This is a genomic window from Microbulbifer aestuariivivens (genome assembly GCF_039545115.1).
Taxonomy (GTDB): domain Bacteria; phylum Pseudomonadota; class Gammaproteobacteria; order Pseudomonadales; family Cellvibrionaceae; genus Microbulbifer; species Microbulbifer aestuariivivens.
Genome location: NZ_BAABRT010000009.1, coordinates 133,755 through 149,120 on the forward strand (window position 1 = coordinate 133,755; position 15,366 = coordinate 149,120).

The 15,366-nt window shown below is 57.3% G+C and carries 15 protein-coding genes; 9 read left to right on the top strand and 6 right to left on the bottom strand.

All coding sequences use genetic code 11. From position 1 onward, the window contains the following. Positions 1 to 213: 213 nt before the first annotated feature. From cydB to ABEA58_RS07410, 4 genes are all read right to left on the bottom strand, one after another. A complete protein-coding gene (cydB, locus tag ABEA58_RS07395; protein ID WP_345550218.1) occupies positions 214 to 1,233 on the bottom strand; it encodes a cytochrome d ubiquinol oxidase subunit II in 1,020 nt (339 codons plus the stop codon). Beyond that, positions 1,230 to 2,609 carry a cytochrome ubiquinol oxidase subunit I gene (locus tag ABEA58_RS07400; protein ID WP_345550219.1) on the bottom strand — a complete coding sequence of 460 codons (1,380 nt, stop codon included), beginning with the start codon at positions 2,607 to 2,609 and terminating at the stop codon, positions 1,230 to 1,232. The genes cydB and ABEA58_RS07400 overlap by 4 nt, the downstream gene beginning before the upstream one ends. Before the next feature lie 61 nt (positions 2,610 to 2,670). Beyond that, positions 2,671 to 3,237 (bottom strand): GbsR/MarR family transcriptional regulator, encoded by a 567-nt coding sequence (locus ABEA58_RS07405; RefSeq protein ID WP_345550220.1) that lies wholly within the window; start codon positions 3,235 to 3,237, stop codon positions 2,671 to 2,673. A 382-nt stretch (positions 3,238 to 3,619) separates the two neighbouring features. Beyond that, positions 3,620 to 4,705, bottom strand: a complete 1,086-nt coding sequence (locus tag ABEA58_RS07410; protein WP_345550221.1) for a DUF1853 family protein — start codon at positions 4,703 to 4,705, stop codon at positions 3,620 to 3,622. A 252-nt stretch (positions 4,706 to 4,957) separates the two neighbouring features. Here ABEA58_RS07410 and ABEA58_RS07415 point away from each other — a divergent pair, with 252 nt between their 5' ends. Continuing rightward, positions 4,958 to 5,866: a bile acid:sodium symporter family protein gene (locus ABEA58_RS07415; RefSeq protein WP_345550222.1), complete on the top strand. Its 909-nt coding sequence runs from the start codon at positions 4,958 to 4,960 to the stop codon at positions 5,864 to 5,866. 106 nt (positions 5,867 to 5,972) lie between these two features. Here ABEA58_RS07415 and ABEA58_RS07420 read toward each other — a convergent pair whose 3' ends face one another. Beyond that, on the bottom strand, positions 5,973 to 6,662 hold the full coding sequence (locus tag ABEA58_RS07420; RefSeq protein WP_345550223.1) for a Crp/Fnr family transcriptional regulator: 690 nt from the start codon (positions 6,660 to 6,662) through the stop codon (positions 5,973 to 5,975). Positions 6,663 to 6,758: 96 nt separating this feature from the next. Here ABEA58_RS07420 and ABEA58_RS07425 point away from each other — a divergent pair, with 96 nt between their 5' ends. From ABEA58_RS07425 to ABEA58_RS07435, 3 genes are all read left to right on the top strand, one after another. Next, positions 6,759 to 7,601 carry a class II aldolase/adducin family protein gene (locus ABEA58_RS07425; RefSeq protein ID WP_345550224.1) on the top strand — a complete coding sequence of 281 codons (843 nt, stop codon included), beginning with the start codon at positions 6,759 to 6,761 and terminating at the stop codon, positions 7,599 to 7,601. Between the two features lie 974 nt (positions 7,602 to 8,575). Continuing rightward, positions 8,576 to 9,067, top strand: coding sequence for a 5-(carboxyamino)imidazole ribonucleotide mutase (purE, locus tag ABEA58_RS07430; RefSeq protein ID WP_425563521.1), 492 nt, complete (start codon positions 8,576 to 8,578; stop codon positions 9,065 to 9,067). 33 nt (positions 9,068 to 9,100) lie between these two features. Beyond that, complete coding sequence (locus ABEA58_RS07435; RefSeq protein ID WP_345550225.1) at positions 9,101 to 10,225, top strand: 5-(carboxyamino)imidazole ribonucleotide synthase; 1,125 nt, start codon at positions 9,101 to 9,103, stop codon at positions 10,223 to 10,225. Positions 10,226 to 10,584: 359 nt separating this feature from the next. Here the strand turns inward: ABEA58_RS07435 and ABEA58_RS07440 are convergent, their stop codons facing one another. Beyond that, the gene (locus ABEA58_RS07440) at positions 10,585 to 11,283 is read right to left on the bottom strand and encodes a pseudouridine synthase (protein ID WP_345550226.1); all 699 of its coding nucleotides are present in this window, start codon (positions 11,281 to 11,283) and stop codon (positions 10,585 to 10,587) included. Between the two features lie 869 nt (positions 11,284 to 12,152). Between ABEA58_RS07440 and ABEA58_RS07445 the strand changes: the two genes are divergently transcribed. From ABEA58_RS07445 to ABEA58_RS07465, 5 genes are all read left to right on the top strand, one after another. Beyond that, positions 12,153 to 12,569 carry a hypothetical protein gene (locus ABEA58_RS07445; RefSeq protein WP_345550227.1) on the top strand — a complete coding sequence of 139 codons (417 nt, stop codon included), beginning with the start codon at positions 12,153 to 12,155 and terminating at the stop codon, positions 12,567 to 12,569. After that, entirely contained in the window at positions 12,556 to 13,119 is a 564-nt protein-coding gene (locus ABEA58_RS07450) for a hypothetical protein (RefSeq protein ID WP_345550228.1), read from the top strand. Before ABEA58_RS07445 ends, ABEA58_RS07450 begins: the two co-directional genes overlap by 14 nt. Further along, the gene (locus tag ABEA58_RS07455; protein ID WP_345550229.1) at positions 13,098 to 13,403 is read left to right on the top strand and encodes a hypothetical protein; all 306 of its coding nucleotides are present in this window, start codon (positions 13,098 to 13,100) and stop codon (positions 13,401 to 13,403) included. The genes ABEA58_RS07450 and ABEA58_RS07455 overlap by 22 nt, the downstream gene beginning before the upstream one ends. Beyond that, positions 13,400 to 13,735 (top strand): hypothetical protein, encoded by a 336-nt coding sequence (locus ABEA58_RS07460; RefSeq protein ID WP_345550230.1) that lies wholly within the window; start codon positions 13,400 to 13,402, stop codon positions 13,733 to 13,735. Before ABEA58_RS07455 ends, ABEA58_RS07460 begins: the two co-directional genes overlap by 4 nt. A 263-nt stretch (positions 13,736 to 13,998) precedes the next feature. Beyond that, entirely contained in the window at positions 13,999 to 15,066 is a 1,068-nt protein-coding gene (locus ABEA58_RS07465; protein WP_345550231.1) for a hypothetical protein, read from the top strand. Positions 15,067 to 15,366 lie beyond the last annotated feature (300 nt).

A 15,366-nucleotide genomic window follows, 5' to 3' on the forward strand; every position in this document is an offset into this window, starting at 1 on the left:
GCGCTTACTTAGAGGAACAGCCTGAAAATCCTGGCTGGAAATATAACCCTGAGAAGCGAAGAAGCAGACCAGAGAATCAATTCTTGCAAAGGACGCTTTCCGGCGGGCTTACAGCAAAGCGCACCCGCAATAAACCGTCCATTAAAAAACCACAAGGCGCCGACACCAAGCATCGGGGCCTTGTGGTATTACCCGCTAGGACCTGGCAGCCTATCAGTGATACTTCAGTTCAGTCGCCTTGCCCCAGAACACGTAGTAGGAATAAGCCGTGTAGAGAAGGATCAGCGGCACCACGATGGCGGCACCCACGAAGATAAAGGTCAGTGATTCCGGCGAGCTGGCCGCCTGCCAGATATTCAGCCGCCCGGGCACGATCTCCGGAAAGAAGCTGAAGGCGAGGCCGGAAAAGCACAGCACGAAGATGCCCATGGTCAGGAAGAAGGGAACCCGGCAGTGGCGGTCGTTTTCCTTGGGCAGCCTTTTCAGTAGGCGGTCGTTCACCAGAAAGATGGCCAGGGTCAGGGTGGGAATCAGCAGCACGAACATGATCAACGGATGGGTAAACCAGCGGTCGAAAACCCCCGGGTTCACCAGCGGGTTCACCACGGAGACCGCCACCACCCCGATCAGCGTGGCTTTGCCGGCGCGACGGGCCCAGGGCACCGCGCGCTTCTGCAGCGCCCCTTCGGTTTTCATCACCACCCAGCAGGCGCCGATATAGCCGTAGGCGGCGGTGACGCCGAAAGCGCTCAGCAGAGAGAACATCTGTGCCTGCCAGCCGCTCGCAAATCCCATCACGTACTGGCCGAGCATATAACCCTGCGACAGGGCGGTCAGCAGCGAGCCACTCTTGAATACCCGGTCCCAGGCCAGCTTGTGATCCACCGCCGCTTTAGCGCGGAAGTCGAAGGCCACACCGCGCATGATCAGTCCAATCAGCATGATGGCCACGGGAATATAAAGATTGAACATCATCAGGCTGAGGGCGCTGGGGAAAGCGATCAGCGGGATACCGATAGCCAGTACCAGCCAGGTTTCATTGGCATCCCAAAAGGGACCGATGGAGGCGATCATGGTGTCGCGCTGCGGTTCGTCTTGCTCCTGCATGGGCAGCAGAATGCCCACGCCGAGGTCGTAGCCATCCAGCACGGCGTAGACGAGTACCGCAAGGCCCATGATGCCGATAAAGATTACCGGCAGCCACTCATTGAAGGTCATGGTTGCAATGCTCATGCCTGTCCCTCCTCGGTTTTGCCGGGCAGATTGGTAATGGTGCCTTGCCTTTGCGGTGACGAGGTTTCGAATTCCTCCACCGCCACGGCCTTGAGGGCCATCACGCGCAGGGTGTGGATATAGGCCACCATCAGGATCACGTAGACGATCAGATACAGCGCCAGCGAGAAGCCCACGTTGGCGGGGGCCAGCGGGGTCACCGCATCGGCGGTGGTCAGCACCCCGGTGACCAGCCAGGGCTGGCGGCCGATCTCGGTGACATACCAGCCGGCGAGGGTGGCAACCCAGCCGGAAAAGGTCATCGCCACCATGGTCCTCAGCATCCACACCGGCAGTTCGCCGCGCCGGCGCAGGTAGTAGCAGCCGCTCCAGGCCACGGCGATCATCAACAGGCCCATGGCCACCATCACCCGGAAGCCAAAGAATACCGGGCCCACCGGTGGATGATCGCCTTCGAAATCGTCGAGCCCGACGATCTCGCCGTCCACGCTGTGGGTCAGGATCAGGCTCGCCAGATAGGGCACGCTCACTTCAAAGTGGTTGGTGCGCTCCTCCTCATCGGGAATGGCAAAGAGGATCAGCGGCACTTCGCGCCCGGTCTCCCAGATGGCTTCCATGGCCGCGACTTTCTGCGGCTGGTGCTTGAGGGTATTGAGGCCGTGCAGGTCGCCCACAAAAGCCTGGATGGGCGCCAGCAGCGCGGCGATCACCAGTCCGGTCTTCAAGGCCAGTCTCGGCGCCTGTTTGTGATCGCCTTTAAGAATGCGGTAGGCGGACAGTCCGGCGACAAAGAAGCTCGCGGTGAGGCCGGAGGCGATCAGCATATGGGTGAGGCGATAGGGGAAGGAGGGATTGAAAATCACTTCCAGCCAGCTGGTGACATGGGCGACGCCATCGCGCATTTCAAAGCCGGTGGGCGTTTGCATCCAGGAATCCAGTGACAGTATCCAGAAAGCCGACAGGGTCGTGCCCACCGCCACCACAAAAGCCGAGAAGGTGTGCACCTTGCTGGAGACCCGGTTGATGCCGAACAGCATAATGCCGAGGAAGGTGGCCTCAAGGAAAAACGCAGTGAGTACTTCGTAACCCAGCAGCGGGCCGGCGATATTGCCCACTGTTTCCATAAAGCCCGGCCAGTTGGTGCCGAACTGGAACGACATGGTGATGCCGCTCACAACCCCGAGGGCAAAATTGAGCGCAAACACCTTGACCCAGAAGCGGTAGGCGCGCATCCATACCGGGTTGTCGGTCTGGTCGTGGCGCAGTTTGAAATAGAAAAGAATCCAGCCCAGCGCAATGGTGATGGTGGGAAACAGGATGTGAAAGCTGATATTGGCTGCGAACTGAATTCTCGACAGCATTAGGGTGTCCAGCATGGCGACCTCTTGCTCTGGCGTGTGGCTCTCCGTGGTGGGCTGGGATTGAACGCTCCAGTCCTTAGCGGCTGGTCTTGTTGGTGGCACCTCCCTTGACCTTTTCGCGGAGCTCAAGCAGTCGGGTAATGCCCGAACCCAGTTTCATCAGTTTTAGCAGGTCTCGCTCATCCAGCCGGCTCAACGTGGTGGCAAACTGGTCCAGCAGTTCCAGTAAATCGTAGACTTCGCGCATTTTTTCCTGGGCCTGGGCTTCGCGCTCGTTGTCGGGATCGTTCAGCAACTGCTGGCGGAGCAGGGACAGGGTCGGCTCCAGTTCACGCTTGCGGCGCTCCTCGAACACGGTGCGGGCCATCTGCCAGATGGAGCCGGCGGCGGTGAAGTAATCCTTGCGATCCCCCGGTTTGTGGCGCAGCTCCACCAGGCGCCATGCCTGAAGTTCTTTCAAACCCATGCTCACGTTGCCGCGGCTGATATGCAGCGCCTCGGCCAGCTGATCTGCATTCAATGGCTCAGCGTGCACGGTGAGCAGGGCAAGCATCTGCCCCACAGTGCGGTTAAAGCCCCAGCGGCTGCCCATCTCGCCAAAGTGCAAGACAAAGGCCTTGGTCTGGCCGGTTAGTAATTCCATAATATTTTTGAGTTTTCAGAAATTTTTGAAAATTCTAAACATATCTTGCGCCATATGCATCCTGTCAATACTGACAGGGGCAGGCTGGGCCTGCGGATACCGCCGTGGGCGGGGCCAGTCAGGCTAATGAGTGCGGTGGCAAAGGCAGGGTGAAGCCAGGCGCGGCCGCCCGAGCCGGGCGAGGATAGTGGGTGATGGTATGCATAAATTAGGGCAGGGATGAGTTGGGGGGCTTGTGAGTTGGGGGCTGCTCGTGAGTTGGGTGAAGGCTTGTTGAGGTGGGGGTGAGAGTGCCACTTCCCGCCCTGCAGCTCAGGCCTCAATATCGGCTATTGCAGCTTTCTCATAAGTGTCGGCCTCGATCGGCGGGGAAGGGCCGGGCTCAGGGTTCTTCCCGCAACGCCGCCAGCGCCCGGTGGGGCCAGTCCTCCGGCACAATAAAGCCCCGGCTTACCTCCCGGTTCTGAAAGCGGGCGGCTACGCACCAGGGGTGGGGATTTGTCTGACGCAAAAAATCCGCGATCAGCCTGTCAGCGTCGACCCCGCCCGTCACCCCATAGCCATCGTCGGCAAGCCAGGCGGTTTTCGGCAGCCTGACCCAGCGCCACTGCTGCAACGTCTGCGGTGTTGCTCTCTCGTTATCGCGCTTGCTGTCGCCATCGCTGTGGCCATTACCGTCGGCAAATGGGCTCCGGCTGTGGGTTTGCAAGCGGTCTTTATCGCGCTTTTGAGCGTGATTTTGCGAGTCTTCTTGTGCGTTTTTTTGTGAGTCGTCTTGTGAGTCGTCTCTTGAGGGGGTTTGCCAGTGGCGCAGAAAAGTCGCGGGCGTCGCCCACCAGTAGTGACTGACCGCCGGATTGATTCCCGCGGGGAGCGGCTGTGTCTCGCCGAGGGGGCGGAACAGGCGCCCGGGCATCAGGGCCCACTGCCGGGACAGTTGCCATCCGTGCCGGGCCAGCTCGGCGCTGGCGGCGGGGCCGAGGGCGATGGGCAGTTGGTGGTCGCGCATACGCGCCAGCTTTATATCCAGGCGGTCCCGCAGCCCCGGGCCGACCCACTGCTGCTCGCCCATCTGCAGATAAAACTTTACGGCTATCTCCCAGTGTTCGGTGCGCCCGCTAGGCCGGTGGCGCACCACAAAGTCCAGCTCCCCCAGAGTGCGTCCCGGCACGCGCAGGGGCAGGTTGCGCGCCAGTAGCTGGTAATCGGGATGCTGTTCGAACGCAAAGGCCCACAGGTTTTCGAAATAAACCCCCAGCCGGGGAGATGGGTGCTGTGCCAGAAAGGTTTGCAGGGCGCTGTGTAGATGCCCACGGGTTTCTTGCCGGGCGAAAAATTCCTCCAGCGCCGCCTGCCGCCCTGCGCTCAGCAGGGGCAGGGCGCAATCCCGCACGATAGGCGCCGCGCTCACCGCCCACAGTAGGTTGGCCCAGTGGTCCGCTTCGATGGCGGCGGAGTAATCAGTCATTACATGGCATCGCTGGATTGCATCACAAGATGGCGCCGCTCAATTGCACAGATACATTGCGCGACTCATTCATGATGCCGCCAAATGCTTGCCCGGTAAATCGCGGCGGCCGTGGCTGCGGACTTAAAAAGCCGGTGCCGCCTGCGGGCCTGTGCTAGGGTTTTCCAGTGCGTTGGCAAACGCAGGCAAAATAACTGCCAGCAATATATCTACAAAGAAAATAACAACGAAAATTATTGAGAGGAAATGCCCGTGGAATCAGGCCCTTTGATCTCGGTCGGTCTGCCGATCGCCCTGTTTATCATTATGATCGGTATCGGCATGACGCTGACCGCGCGGGAATTTCATCAGGTGACGGTAAAGCCGGCCGGCCTGATTATCGGCACCATCGCACAGATACTGGTCATGCCCGCGATCGCGTTTGCCCTCTGCTGGCTGCTGGCACTGCCGCCCGAGATCGCCGTCGGCCTGGTGATTATCGCCGCCTGCCCCGGTGGCACCACCTCCAACCTTTTTACTTTGTTGGCGCGGGGTAACGTGGCGCTGTCGATTGTATTGACGGTGTCCGCCAGCCTGATCACCGTGATGACCCTGCCGGTTTTCACCAATTACGCGCTGCAGTTTTTTATCGGCGCCGAACGTGAAATCGTGCTGCCATTCGGCAGAACCATCGCCATGCTCTCGACCATTGTGCTGCTGCCGGTGGTGATCGGCATGGTCATCAAGGCCCTGTGGCCGCATATGGCCAGCCGCGCAGAGGGCGCGGTGAGTGTGTTCGGCGGGCTGGTGCTGGCGGTGCTGGTGGTTGCGCTGGTCTATGGTATCCGTGACCGTTTCCCGGCGCTGATGGCGCAGGCCGGCCCCTCTGCTCTGTTGCTGAATTTACTGGGTGTCGGGCTGGGCTTGCTGTGCAGTCGTGCCTGTGGCTTGTCGCGCCCGCAGGCGCTGGCGGTGGCTACGGAGCTGGGCATCAAAAATGGCACTCTGGGCCTGATGGTGACGCTCTCGCTGCTGCATTCCAGCGAGATGTCGGTGCCCTCGGCCATCTACGGCATACTCATGTGCCCCATTGGCTTTCTGCTCGCCGCCTATGGCCGCCGCGTGATTCCCTCGGTGCAAAAGCCCGCGGGCGCCGCCGGCGGGTTATCCGAAGCCGGCTGATGCCGGCGCAGCGGCAGCGGCTATTTCTCCGCTAACAGTTTTCGCAGTCGGTTTTCGCAGTCTGCTTTCGGGATCGGCGTGGGAAAGCGGCTTTGCGTGCGTGGCCTCAGTCCAGCGTCTCAATATAAGCCTGCAGGCGCGCCGGGTCGGGAACGGTCACCCGGCCATAGGCAAATTCCACCAGCCCCTGCGCCTCGATATTTTTCAGCACCCGGTGTACCCCCTGCCGGGTCATGCCCATCATATTGGCGATCAGTTCGCGGGTCAGGCGAAAGCTTGCCGCGCCCTTGTCCTCACTGGCGTTGTGCATCTGCGCAAGATACAGCAGCCGCCGCCCGATTCGCGCTTCGGTCCCCCGCAATACATCGTCCTGCAGGATCGACATCACCGACCACAGCCGGCGGCTGACCAGATCCAGCGCCACCGGGTAGCCCTGCGGGTAGCGCTGCAACAGCGAGCGCAGCGCGGTGCCGGGAAGGTCGAGCACGGTGCAGTCGTCATGGGCGGTGGCGCCGAACACCCGCGGAGCGCCCGGGGAAAATACCGTATCGCCAAACCAGGTGCCGGTATCCAGGATCGCCAGGGTCGCCTCGCGTCCCCTTGCATTGCTGGAGCAGATACGCACCCGCCCCTCGGCAACGATGGAAAGCTGGCTCTGCATGGAGCCTGGCAGGTAGATGACCTCATCGCCCTTGTAGTGCTGGCCGCGCGCCAATGGCGCAAGCTCGTGCAGGGCCTCTTCGGGCAGCCCGGCAAGCAGGGGGCAGGAGCGGAGTATCGGCAGGGGTTCGATCATCTGCCAAGTGTAAAGGAGTTGACAGTCTGATTGACCAGCCTGTTTTTACAATGCGCCGATAACACGAAAAAACCGTCACAGCGAGAGGGAAAGGCCATGCAGGCGACAGCGGATAAAAAAGCTACGCAGGATAAACAGGCTGCAGGGGATAAGCAGAATACGCCGGGCAAGCCGAATACATTGGCCGATCCCGGCCTCAAAGATCGCGTCAGTGAAGCGGAGTGGCAGTTGCGTGTGGATCTGGCGGCCGCCTATCGCCTGGTTGCCCACTACGGTTGGGACGATCTGATTTTTACCCACCTGTCTGTGCGTATCCCCGGGCCGGAGCATCACTTTCTGATCAACCCCTTCGGCGCGCTGTTCGAGGAAATTACCGCCTCCAGTCTGGTGAAGATCGATCTCAATGGCGAAAAAGTCGATGAGAGTCCTTTTTGGGTAAATCCGGCCGGGTTCACCATCCACAGCGCGATTCATCAGGCCCGCGAGGACGCCCAGTGTGTCATGCATACGCACACCACCGCGGGGGTGGCGGTATCGGCGCAGCGCGAGGGACTGCTGCCTCTGTCGCAGCAGTCGCTGTTTCCCCTGGCGGGACTCGCCTATCACGATTACGAAGGTATCGCCGTGCGCGACGACGAGAAAGCGCGTCTGGTGCGGGATCTGGGCGCGGCCAACTTTATGATCCTGCGCAATCACGGCCTGCTCACCTGCGCGCCGACCATCCCCGACGCCTTCCTCGCCATGTTTATCCTGCAGCGCGCCTGTGAGATTCAGGTGGCGGCACTGGCCGGCGGCCAGCCCCTGACGGCAGTGCCGCAGGCGATCGTCGACAAGATTGTCAGCGAGGGCGACAAGGTGACCAGCAGTCAGGGCGGCTTGCTGGCGTGGCCGGGGTTGCTGCGCAAACTGGACCGCATCGATCCCTGCTACCGGGACTGACCTGCCGAGACGCTGCGCTGCAGTCGGACTGATGGAGGCGGACTGATGAAGCGAACCGAGGGAGCCGGACTGATGGTAACGGGGTGGCGGAAACGCTGTGCAGAGTTTGTTTTGATGGAACAGCAGAGGTAGAAGGGGGCGCTTATCCCGGTGACTCAGGCCAGGGGCGCCGGCGAGCTTTGAGGGGCGGTCGCCGATGCCTGTATTGACCCGCGCCCGCTTCTGTCCATCTTGCCCCTCTCGATCTTGTCACAGTTGAACCTGTCCACTCGCCAATCACGCCCATCTCGTCCTTTCTTGGCCGTCTTACCTGGCCGCTCTTAGTGTTTTCCCCCCTTATTATTCTTGCGTTTATGCGGCTTACTATGCAGCTTACTTTGCAGCTTTCTGATCGATAGCAGCCTCTCGCTGTGCCTGTAGCGGGTCCAGCACTTCTGGCGAGCCTGTTGCGGTGCCACAGCCTCTGATCCCGTCCAGTGTCAGTCTGGCCAGTAAGCGCTCGCAGCCGGGGCTTACGCAAGGCGTAAAAGTAGTTAAAAGGGGCGAGGAGAGACCGCAACCATGGCCACAGCACCGAGCACGACATGAGCGCAGCATCACCCAGCGCATGGCCCCTGCCGCCGGGCCTGCTGGTGTCTGGATTGGGTGAACTGGTCACATCGTCGGGAAGCCCCATACAGCGTGCTTTCTTGCGGGGTTTTGGTATGCTTGCGCCCTTTTAATTCGGGGCGGTCGGCAAAGCCTGTGCGGACACAGCAGCGGGGCAGCCCCTCGGCGGCGGATTTCCGCTGGTGGTCCCGGGGATCAGCGCCTTTGTTAAGGCGCTGATGGGGCGCTAATGGCGCTGTCGCAGACCGGCTTCGCGCCATTGCCAGCCAGTGGATGATGCTGTCCCTGGCGCTTGCCATCCCCTGAAAATGCTGGTGGCGATACCCGCTGATCTGGCGCTCGTGCAACACTGGAGTTAACCCTAAGTGAAACAGATTCCCTTCGAACTCGTGACCATCGTAATGGGATCACAGTCTGACTGGCCGACCATGCAAAAGGCCGTAAAGCCGCTCACCGAGCTGCAGGTTCCGTTTGCAACGGCCGTGGTATCTGCCCACCGCACCCCGCAGCGGCTGGTGGAGTTTGCCACCACCGCCCACGAGAAGGGGACCAAGGTGATTATCGCCGGTGCCGGCGGCTCCGCTCACCTGCCTGGCATGATCGCCGCCATGACGCCGCTGCCGGTGATTGGTGTGCCGGTGGCCAGCAAATTCATGACCGGTATGGACAGCCTGCTGTCCATCGTCCAAATGCCCAAGGGCGTGGCCGTCGCCACCCAGGCGGTGGGCGCATCCGGCGCATTCAACGCCGGCCTGATGGCCGCGCAGATGCTGTCACTGACCGATGAGGCATTGCAGCAGCGCCTCATCGAGTGGCGCGAGCGCCAGAGCGAGCAGGTTCCCTTTGAGGTCGAGTGAAGGCCAGTCGAGTAACGAGCGAGGTACACAGGAATGGCAGTCAGGCGCGTTGGCATAGTGGGTTGCGGCCAGTTGGCACAAATGATGGCCCAGGAGGGGCGCCCCCTGGGCGTCGCGTTCAGTTTCCTCGCCGAGGGTGACGAGAACACCGGTTGCGTGGACGGACTCGGCACCGTGGTGCACGCCCGCGAAGGCGCCGATGTGGAGACGCTGTACCGCGCCATGGGCAGCCCCGAGGTGATCACCGCCGAGCGCGAGCAGGTGTCCGTCGAGCTGCTGCGGGCACTGGAGCAGTTCTGCCCAGTCTACCCGCGCCCCGATGCGTTCGAGAAAACCCAGCACCGCCTGCGCGAAAAAACCGCCATTACCGCTGCCGGCCTGCCGGTTGCCCCCTTCCTCCCCGCCAACAGCTATGACGAAATCTGTGCGGCGGTCGCCAAACTGGGTTACCCCGCCTTTATCAAAAGCTGCGAAAACGGCTACGACGGCAAGAACCAGTGGCGCGTCGACAGCGATGAAGCGCTGGCCGCGATCCGCGACGAAGTCATCGCCCAGGGTGAACAGGAATATGTGGTCGAAAAGGGCATCCACTTTTCCCGCGAAGTATCCCTGATCGGCGTGCGCAGCGCCGACGGCGAAGTACTCACCTATCCGCTGGCCGAGAACGATCACTACAAGGGCACCCTGCTGGTCTCCAAGGCCCCGGCCCCCGATGTGGACGACAAGCTGCAACAGGCCGCGCAGGATTACCTGGCGACCCTGCTGAACGAGTGGGACTACGTGGGGGTGCTGGCCATGGAGTGCTTCGTCAGCGACGACGGCCTGCTCATCAATGAGCTGGCACCACGGGTTCACAACAGTGGCCACTGGACGCTCGCCGGCGCCAAAACCAGCCAGTTTGAAAACCATATCCGCGCGATACTCGGCATGCCGCTGGGCGACACCGACGCCGAGCGCCCCGCCGTAATGATCAACATGCTGGGCGTGGACAAGAAGCCCACTCTTCCCAATGAGGGCGTCTGGCTGTACGGCAAGAGCCTGCGCCCGGGCCGCAAGATGGGCCACGTCATTCTGGTGGACGACACCCAGGAGGCCCTCTCCACCCGGATCGAGGCGATGCTGGAAGAACTGTACGGGGAAACCAAGCGCCCCGCCTGATACCTCTCGTCTTGGCCTCGCCACCACCTAAGCTGCTCTCGCGCACTGCCCCTGAGTGATTTGCTCCGGGGCAATGCCGGTGGGCAGCCCCCGCTGCCGGTCTCGCGTTTGTCCCCAAGTTTCCTTCCAGCCAGTTTTCCTTAATTTTTCTTTCCGCTGAGGTTCCTGCAAGGCTGACGGATAGGTGGCAAAGGACTGGGGGCGCAAGGCTGCCAGTCCAAAACCCAGAATTGCACAGCCGAGCCTCGAAAGCTGAGTGGTAAAAGACTAAGGATTAAAAGCTAAGTATTAAAAAATAAGCGTTAAAAATAAGGCTTAAAAGGTTCGGGATTCAATGGCTGCGGATTAAAGACCACGGATTAAAGGACAAAGGTAAAAGACGAGGATGCGTCCCCCAGTGCAAACAGCTCCGCGTCTGCAACGCTGACAAAGCGCAGCGCCTCGCCACTGTCCGGGTGAGCAAAGCTCAGCGCCGCCGCGTGCAGCAGCAGGCGGGGCGCCGCCGCAAGGGCCGGGGCATGAGCATAGAAAGGGTCGCCCAGAATCGGGTGGCCGATGGCCTGCAGGTGAACCCGCAACTGATGCGAGCGTCCGGTCACCGGCATCAGTTTGACCAGGCTGCAATTCTCCCCGGTCGCCACTCTCTGCCAGCGGGTCAGTGAAGGCTTGCCCACCTCGAAATCCACTTTCTGCCGAGGCCGGTTGGGCCAGTCGCAGATCAGCGGCAGGTCGATCTCCCCCTCGGCATCCGCCAGTTCGCCCCACACCTTTGCGTAATACACCTTGCTGACTTTTCTGTCCTGAAACAGCCGGCTCAGTTGCCGGTGCGCAACGGCGTTGCGGGCCATGACCACAAGCCCAGAAGTATCCATATCCAGCCGGTGCACCGTCATCGCTCCGGGGAAGCGCGCCTCAGCGCGGCTCGCAAGGCTGTCCCGGTGCAAGGGATCGCGGCCCGGGACCGATAACAGGCCGGAGGGCTTGTCCAGCACCAGCAGTGAAGTGTCTTGGTAAATGATTTCCAGATAGGGATCAGTAGGAGGGTGATAATCGCGCACAGTGGCAGACCATGGTTGGGGGCGGGTTATTACATGATGAATGGCTCAGGGGGCAGAGTCGGGCCAATATCTGGGCTTAGTATAAAGGTGAGCTTCACCTTCAAGAATAACCATCGCAAGATTCAGATTCACATTAGCGCGGGTATTACCGATCCGAGTGTGTGGGAGGGAGGCTAGGAGGGTGGCCAGGAGGGTGAGCGGGCTGTAAAAAGGTCATGTGAATGCGGAAGATATGATGGCTGTTATTTTAAGAGCGTCGGGGATGGTGCATATGAATCCATAACTTGCCGTGAGAACCAGGAAATCAGGGGGGTAATGTCCGTTATCGCAGCTTTCTCATGGGGAATAAGCTGCGGATCATGGTATCTTGCTTGCTGTTTAAAAATAGATTGGGATTAATATTTCCCGCGAGGGGAGATCGGTGGGTGGAAGGCGTGTATTTATAATTCCGCGAATTTGATGTGGTCAGAGATTTTAGCCGAAAAAATGAATGTTGGTGGAATGGGCCGAAATAGAGGCGTGAAAGCGAGGGGATCGTTAAGTGTAAATTCGCGTCATAATTCTACTCTGACCCCAATATTTATGAGTTTGGGGGGGGCAGCGGGCATCGATAATCCAGGGAAGTACCAAATATTGCTTTCTGATCCCAGAATAGACGAAGATAAGATCTATGTTCCATTCGTGCGGAATAATGACGGTGGTGACTTGGAGTATTTTCGCAGCTAGACAAACCAGAAAGGTGGATAGAGCTCAAGTCTTACGCCGCCCAGGCGACGGATCGGAGCGCGAAGCGCTATAAGTTTGAAGAGGAGCGGCGCCGTGGAGCGTTTACCCGTTGGGAATTCTTGGGTTCCAATAAGGGTTCCACGATGCACAAGCAGTTCAATATCGACCGCGCTGCCGCACATTTAGGAGTCGCGTGGCTGACAAAGGCGGAAGCAGGTCGAAATGGTAATGCAATGCTACAGCAGGTTTCACCGAATTTTGAGTGGCGCTTCCAGAACTTCAAGGCGACCAACAAAAAAAATGGTTCCGTGGCTAAAAGCCCTTTTATGGGGGCAGTGGATAAAAAAAATAGCATCCGCTGGTTGTTTTCCCAGCTGCCGGCTAAAAGGGGTGGCGCCGAGGAGTCCGCGGTTATTGCGGGCAGTTTTGGAGGCAGTGAAGTCGTGGCAAGCAGGGCTGACCTATTCTCTGCCGGGGATATTCTTAAAAAATTGATAGCGCTAGGTTTTGATGGGGCAAGCGAAAATATAGTGGAAGAGGTGGTGGATGATGAATGGTAAGGGTAAGGATAAGCAATATAACCTGAGCTTTACTAAAGACCCGGCTTGGATAAAAGAGAGGGAAAATATCTGGCGGCAGATCGAAAGTCAGGTGGCGGAGGGTCTTAGCCGGAAGGTTTACAACCGCTGGAAAACATTTTTCTTTACGGGGGAACTGATTGGGAAGGGGCGGCTTAATCAAGGCGATCTCTTGGAGTTTTATCCAAAGTTTGATCTGGAGGGGATACGGGAATTTTTGGCCGATCCTCCGTTCCAACCGCTTACGCAGCGGGATTATGAAAGTATTTTGTTTCTGTTTGCGATCCGCATCCATGATGCACCTGGCGTTACCCTCGAACAGGCTTTGTTGCTGTTCAAATTCGTCTTCGGGAATTCCTACGACTCTGAGCGTTGTTTCCCCTTTGATATAGCCGGTGAAAGTGAGTGTAGAAAGATAACGTTACATGCAAATTATCAGTTTGAATGTGGCACTACCGTATTCCTGGATATCCAGTACCCAAAAAAAATGTGTTGCACTGGTTCAAGCTGTTGGACTACTGGTTTTCATTGATTCCGTTTGTCGATGAGAGATTTTTTCAGTTCGAAGGTGTGGATCTTGAAGAAGCTCGGTACGAGATCGTGGATGGTGGTGTTAGGTTGACTAAGATTCAGTCTCGGCTGCGTCAGTTAATGCAATGGACATTCAATCCTCATCCGGCGGTGGCCGATCATCCTTATAAAGAAGTTATCCTTGAATACCTGGCCGGATTCGCTGATCGTATGGATTCGCTTCCAGAATATCCGGGCGAGTTAAAACAGCTGTGGGAGTCGGTGAAGAGTGAGTATGCCCGATGAGTGAGGTTGTAGATGTAACGTTTCGCGCGCGAGAGCAGGATATAGACTACTGGGAAAAGATCCTGAGAGGCCTGGAAGATGGTGAGGCTGGCGCGCTTTTTCAAGAAAAAATAGCAAGGTTTGGCGATGCTGTCGATGAATACTTGGAAGAGCTCATTGATGAGGAGGAGGGTTATGGACCAGATGCCTTCAATCTATCCGCTTGGCGTCGCGACGGAGATCTATTCACGCTGGAGTTTGATTTTCCAGATATTGACTTCGCCGACGATTTAAGAAAGCTTTTCAGTCTGTGCCCTGTCAGTGAGTTAAAAGTAATTGCTGACTGGGAATAATTGGGGGCAGAGTAACATCCTGTCATCTTAAAGCTTTTCTGTATGCATGATGCTAATAAGCTGGCTCTGGCTCCTCGCGCTTATATCTTTGAGGGTGGAGTTTATCCCGCCGGTCATTCGTCATCAGGACAACCTTGGTGCTTTGAGTATCGAGAAAGTGATTGGATGGCAGGGGCTGTGGTTTCAAGCATAAAAGATGCAACTGAGAGGCATGTAAAGGGTGTCGCTCAACCTGGGGATCTCGACAGACGGAGTGAGTGCCAATGAGAAGATTAAAACAGTTTTTTACGGCAGTCTTGTTGCTTGTATTTAGCGCTATAGTTTCATCTCAAGAGCTGAATGTTGAGGTTGGAATTTATGCGAATTCTGAATCGATAACGGAAAGCCAGAAGTTCCTGTTGTGGGATCTTGAGCGTTTGGCATCCGAGCTTTCGGTGAGCCGGCTTAAAGATATACATTCTCTTGTAAAAATCAATGGTGAGCGAAAATTTGGTGTCTTGAATTATTCATCGGATGTTGGGGTTGTTGATTTGGATCGCGGAGTGGTCAGTGGGCCATGGCCTATCTCGCCCTATAAAGAACACTTATTTCTGTCGGGAGAGTACCTGGCTGCCGCTGAAAAAATCGCGGCAGTCCATGGCAGGAAATTTTCAGTTAGTGATGATCCTCTTTCTGTCGCTGTAGAAAGAGAGTTTGATTACTACTTCGATCAGTCGCTTAGGCCGAAGGGGGGGGGCGGTTGTTTGAGTCTTGCCCCGCTTCGCTATGGCGATATTGATGGCGACTCTTCAAGTGAATTAGTGTTATTTTTTAGAAAAGGATTAATATTATTTTCTCTTGAAGATAAGAGGGTCATGTTTAGTGCTCATTATTTGATGGGTGATGAAATCCCGGCTGGCGAAGTTGAGCGTTATTTTCCGGGTCAGCCAAAGGCTGGCGAGCCAATTTTTTTGTCTCGAAGTGGGGCTAGTGTTCTAGTTATGGAGAAAATTCCCGCATGGCGACCCCTTAGCAAGATTTACTTCGGTGATTTTGATGAAGATGGAAAGCGTGACATCATTCTATGGCGAAAGCTGTTTGAGTCTAATAAGCATGGCGATAACTCTGGTGGGTTTAAGGGGTTAGGAGAGGTATTTGTGCATTATTCGTTGAGAGATGGGATGTATTCTAAAGAGAGTACTGATCGAGCTGTCGTTCAAGAATGGTTGAGTTCGAACAATCTAACTTGGAAGAAGGGTTTTCCAACTAAAAGCGAGTGCATTGGATCGGTGGGGGATCTGATACCGGAAATGCATGATCCGTTACTAAACGATCCCGAGGTTTTACAATAATAATTGGGGTCAGAAAATAATTGGGGTCAGAGTAACATTTTGTCACCTTTATCCTCCTTGGATTGCACACAAATATCCTGCGTAACTGTGATTAATGCCTAAAGTAAGCTGAAGGAAGCAGGCGGTTGGGTGTGGTTTGGCTGTGTCGTCGGTAATATATAGACATGCCGATGGAAAATAATTGGGGTCAGAGTAACATTTTGTCACCTTTATCCTCCTTGGATTGCACACAAATATCCTGCGTAACTGTGATTAATGCCTAAAGTAAGCTGAAGGAAGCAGGCGGTTGGGTGTGGTTTG

What these genes read in the sequence shown, in the direction of transcription:
- ABEA58_RS07465 (WP_345550231.1), top strand. Translation starts at nt 13,999, where the DNA reads ATGAGAAGATTAAAACAGTTTTTTACGGCAGTCTTGTTGCTTGTATTT.
- ABEA58_RS07425 (WP_345550224.1), top strand. Translation starts at nt 6,759, where the DNA reads ATGCAGGCGACAGCGGATAAAAAAGCTACGCAGGATAAACAGGCTGCA.
- ABEA58_RS07405 (WP_345550220.1), bottom strand. Translation starts at nt 3,237, where the DNA reads ATGGAATTACTAACCGGCCAGACCAAGGCCTTTGTCTTGCACTTTGGC.
- ABEA58_RS07420 (WP_345550223.1), bottom strand. Translation starts at nt 6,662, where the DNA reads ATGATCGAACCCCTGCCGATACTCCGCTCCTGCCCCCTGCTTGCCGGG.
- ABEA58_RS07450 (WP_345550228.1), top strand. Translation starts at nt 12,556, where the DNA reads ATGATGAATGGTAAGGGTAAGGATAAGCAATATAACCTGAGCTTTACT.
- ABEA58_RS07400 (WP_345550219.1), bottom strand. Translation starts at nt 2,609, where the DNA reads ATGCTGGACACCCTAATGCTGTCGAGAATTCAGTTCGCAGCCAATATC.
- ABEA58_RS07435 (WP_345550225.1), top strand. Translation starts at nt 9,101, where the DNA reads ATGGCAGTCAGGCGCGTTGGCATAGTGGGTTGCGGCCAGTTGGCACAA.
- ABEA58_RS07460 (WP_345550230.1), top strand. Translation starts at nt 13,400, where the DNA reads ATGAGTGAGGTTGTAGATGTAACGTTTCGCGCGCGAGAGCAGGATATA.
- ABEA58_RS07410 (WP_345550221.1), bottom strand. Translation starts at nt 4,705, where the DNA reads ATGACTGATTACTCCGCCGCCATCGAAGCGGACCACTGGGCCAACCTA.
- cydB (WP_345550218.1), bottom strand. Translation starts at nt 1,233, where the DNA reads ATGAGCATTGCAACCATGACCTTCAATGAGTGGCTGCCGGTAATCTTT.
- ABEA58_RS07445 (WP_345550227.1), top strand. Translation starts at nt 12,153, where the DNA reads ATGCACAAGCAGTTCAATATCGACCGCGCTGCCGCACATTTAGGAGTC.